This is a genomic window from Flavobacterium salmonis, from assembly GCF_903819435.1.
Taxonomy (GTDB): Bacteria; Bacteroidota; Bacteroidia; order Flavobacteriales; family Flavobacteriaceae; genus Flavobacterium; species Flavobacterium chungangense.
Genome location: NZ_CAIJDP010000064.1, coordinates 1 through 2189 on the forward strand (window position 1 = coordinate 1; position 2189 = coordinate 2189).

Genomic DNA, 2189 nt, shown 5'->3' on the forward strand with positions numbered 1-2189 from the left:
TAGATAAAATCCTCTTTTTCTACAAGCCTTGCAATGCTTCCTTTTTTGGTGGTAAACTTTTCGATGGATTTGGTCAATCCATTGGTATAGTTTATATAAACTGGTGAATTGGGATAAAAATTATCAAATAGTTCTTCAGTAACATTATGGAAAGTCGTTCGTATAGTGGAAACATCTCCCTCTTCATCTGTAAGGGATTCCTCTACCCAATCATAACCCACTGCATTTCCTCGATTAAAAGTTGATAAGGGAGCTTTAGACTCAGATACCTGAACAATACAACCACCGATATGAGGAGGAATTCCGAACCTTGTGCCGAAATAATACAACATTGGCTCAACTGGCATAATTCCTGGCCCATATTTGAATTTTCTGATTTTGGCATCTGTTTTAATTTCACTTATTCTTATCCCACCTCCGTCAAAATAAGAAGTTAAAGGATTTTCAGTGTAAAAATAATCAAAATACAATTTCCAGCTTACCTGTACATCTTTTGGAGGAGTGGCCGCTACTAATTCATAGGTTCCTGCCTGTAATGTAAATTGTCTTTGTGTCAACGATGCTTCAGTACCTTCACCCAAATATATTGATTCATCATAAACATAAGGGCATATATAAGTATATAAAGTAGTTGGTGATGGGGTTATCCTGCGCAACACCCCCAATGGATAATTGGATTGATTATAATTATAAGTTGGATCTTTTTGTCCCCAATAATTTTCTAAGTTGCAATCTATTGTGAGTATTGTTTTTCCCTTGATCTCAAAACGATACACATCTTGTGAGGGACCGCTTCCTTGCGCAGTATAAGGGTTATATACAGATTTATAGACAGTTTTTGTAGAAGATTCGGCATCAGCTGTATAAGTGGAAAAAAAGCCCGACGGAATTATATTGCTCTCAAATTTAAAATCTGCAGATCCGCCTGTTGGGTAAGTTATTTTTTTTAATGTTCCTATGACTGCTTTTTGAAAATTGGCATCTTTTTTTACCCCAAGATATTTTTGGTTATTGCCTGTATTTATTCCAATTACATAATTTTCACCATAATCTTTTCCATTCTGAAATCCCCAATAATCGACATTTTTTGAATTTTTGGCAGGGAAACTGCCTGGGTAATAGTCAAAAAGATGACCTGCATTTAATGGCTGGTCCAAAGCGGAATATTCGGTTACCTTGTTCAATTTAAGTCTTTTGAATACATTCACATATTGTGCATTACCTGAATAGTCATCATTAAAATAGCTGTACTCAAATTTAAAGGATTTCAGAAGGGCATTATTGCTGTTGCGGATCGAGATTTGGTCCAACTTTTTACTGGTGCCTTTTATATCATCTCTCTCAGAACATGTAAAATCAACACGGCCAAAATCACCCTGGATCGATTTTAATCGCCATGCTATATTGACAACTTTAGATCTGTAATAGTAAAGCCAGCTTTGTGTTTCAAAATGATATTTTTCACTGGACTCCTGCGTTGGAAGATACTGCTCTTCCATGTCATAGGTAAAATTGATTTCCTTGCCATTTTTTGTCGTTATTTTGTTTAAGCACCAGCTTGTTTCTGCAGCATAAGGACTTTGCCGATCTGCAATATAGTCATCCTCATCCGCACAAGTTGCAGCGATGAATCTTGTCCAGGTCACATAAGATGTGGTATTGTCATCATATTTAGTATTATAGGTAATTAAATTTTTATTTAATGCACTGTTTTCAGTATAATTTTTTGTAATCTCTGTTTGGCTGTACAGATATTGATTTCCTTCGTTGTCAGTTATTCTAAAAGTGACCCCCGGATTTCTAATAATTTCAATTTTTAAATTATGAGATTTATCAAAAAGGACAGCTCCTCTTGATTTGTCAAGTATAAATTTGCCGTTCAATCCTCCCGGCAGGCTGTAATAAAAGATATCCGGCTCGGGATCACATATCATATGATATTCGTATCCCCAGTTTACCGGACAAGCATCAACACCATCTATCCGATATTGGTTATCGAAGTTTGGCCCTATATCAGGTGCTTCATAATATCCCTTTTCACAAAATGGATAATTTCTGTCATTATGATAGATCATAAAATCATCAGCACTATTGATTGTTCTTGATATCCTGCTTCCTGCATCGAGTGACCAGCCCAGCCCGACCCATGTGGCTTCCTGATCTACCCTGATTCCTGATGCATGATAATT

Annotated in this window: 1 protein-coding gene; it reads right to left on the reverse strand. The window is 36.2% G+C overall.

Annotation, left to right across the window (positions count from 1 at the left end; all coding sequences use genetic code 11):
* Positions 1 to 2189, reverse strand: a 2189-nt coding sequence (locus tag FLACHUCJ7_RS09050; protein WP_180908677.1) for a hypothetical protein, incomplete at both ends; no start/stop codon positions are given.